Origin of the sequence: Rhodococcus sp. NPDC057135 (genome assembly GCF_042670865.1) — a bacterium.
Classification (GTDB): domain Bacteria; phylum Actinomycetota; class Actinomycetes; order Mycobacteriales; family Mycobacteriaceae; genus Rhodococcus_F.
This window is the reverse complement of the sequence record NZ_JBHUUU010000039.1, coordinates 1-1,947: the sequence shown is the minus strand read 5'-3', so window position 1 is coordinate 1,947 and position 1,947 is coordinate 1. Positions and strand designations below refer to the sequence as shown.

Here is a 1,947-nt window from a genome sequence, read left to right as displayed (position 1 = left end):
AGTAGGACACCGCCGAACACAATTTAACGACAAGCCCCCCAACCATTCGTGGTTGGGGGGCTTTCTCGTACCCAAAACACCCCCACACCATCCCCCCAACCCGCCCCTGTCTTCGAGCGAACGGCACTTTCACCGCTTCTAACGAGATGAACGTACCGTTCACCCCGTACACGGCACCCCGGGCGCCGGCCGGCTCACCACCACCCGGGATCGAGCGAACGGCACTTTCGTCGCCTCAGATCGACCGAACGTACCGTTCACACGATCAGGGCAGGGCAAAGCAGGGCAGGGCAGGGCAGGGCAGGGCGAGGAAGATGCCGGCACCGACGCACATAGCGACTTGTTAGCCAAGGTATAGATTGTGAACCGTCTCATAAGTCCGAAGTACTCTCCGATTTTGTGCCTTCGTCCCTAGCACTTTGGCCTAGGCTGAGTGTCATGGTGGGGTTGAGCAGCTCGAGGGTGTCGCATTTGCGACTCGTTCCGACGGAACCTGAAGAACTGCAAAGGTTTGTACAAGAAGCTGGCGGAGGGCGCGGGGGTATTCAGATTGCGCGATCGTTGCGTTCGAAGAGACGCTCGGTACCGGCGCAATACGCGATACGTATCAGTGTCGACAATGTTTCCACCCAGATATGGAGACGAATCCTCGTCGCGTCGGATCTGAATCTGGATGACCTGCATTCGGTGGTCCAACGGGCAATGGGGTGGAGTGACCGTCATTCGCACGCGTGGTCCAAGTCCGGCAGCCGATTTCCCGGCGAGGTCGAAGAGTACGTCGCTTCCGGAAGTAGCGCCGAGCAGCGTCGCGCCGGACGAGTGGCGATCGTAGAGTCCGCCGTACGTCTGGACGAGGTCATGGTCTCGCCTGGCGATGAAATCAGTTATCGCTACGGATGCTTCGGGAACTGGCGCCACACGCTGACGCTTGAATCTTCGGAAGTACTGCCCGACGGATTCCAAGTTGTGTGTGCCGCGGGTCGCGGTGCGTGTCCGCCGGAAGAATGCGTCGGGCCTGACGAGTACGAGCAGCTCCTCGGCGTCCTCGCTTCGGAGAAGTTGCGCTCCCACGAATGGACCCTCGAATGGCCGCAAACTGAATTCGAGCCGACTCGATTCGAGATCGCTGAGGTCAACAATCGACTTCATGCACCTCGCCCGGACGAGATCGTTGCGCCGTACGACATGGCGAAGCTCGTCGAATGCCTGGAACCCTCGCGAGTCCCGGAACTGCACGCGGTCCTCGCCCGAGCCGGCATCGACGATGAGGCGGCAATCGGAGAGTTGGTCCACGTCGAGGCGGGCCAACGCCTTCAGGCGGTCTTGGCGCTGATCGGTGTCGAAGGGATCGACGCCGATGATTTCTTCATGACAGTCGATGCGATGCTCGACGAACCTGATCTGGGACCTGTCAACCTTCCCCAAGGGCGATCACTCTTCGCAGTGCTCAAGAAGTTCGGCCTGGTGCGAAAGCACAAGGGGCAGATTGTTCTGACGAAGCGGGGACAGTCAGCTGAGCGGGACGCGTCAATGACGTGGTCGGTGATCGTCGAGGGAGTTCCGATTGCGCCCGGTGGCTCACAGAGAGCGGTGGAACTCCTTGTCCTCCTTGCCGTAGCCGCCGGCTTGTCGCCGGCAGATCGTCATCGTTTCGTCGCGGGAGCGCTAGAGCCGATTCGGTCGTCGAGCATCCTCATGTCCGGGGCTCAGACTTCCAAACGTGACACGTCCGGGAGCACCGTGGAGGTGCTTGGTTTGATCGGCGCTACGGGTTACGAGTTGGGGAAGTTCGGCACCAAAGCGGACTCGTCCTGGGCTGTTCATCTCGCGAGGGCAATTCTGAAGCGTTAACCCGAGCACTGATGCAGACAACCGAAACGGGGTTGGGGGCGGGCCAGCCCGGGCGAGACACCCGGAAGGGGAGGGGGGGTGTGGGGATGTTTAGAC

At 60.7% G+C, this 1,947-nt stretch carries 1 protein-coding gene; it reads left to right on the top strand.

Features of this window, described 5'->3' with window-relative positions:
* Positions 1 to 438 precede the first annotated feature (438 nt).
* Complete coding sequence (locus ACFT1A_RS30925; protein ID WP_378450103.1) at positions 439 to 1,851, top strand: plasmid pRiA4b ORF-3 family protein; 1,413 nt, start codon at positions 439 to 441, stop codon at positions 1,849 to 1,851.
* Positions 1,852 to 1,947: the final 96 nt, after the last annotated feature.

Bases quoted from the DNA above. Each gene is read 5' to 3' on its own strand.
- ACFT1A_RS30925 (WP_378450103.1), top strand. From the start codon at position 439: ATGGTGGGGTTGAGCAGCTCGAGGGTGTCGCATTTGCGACTCGTTCCG.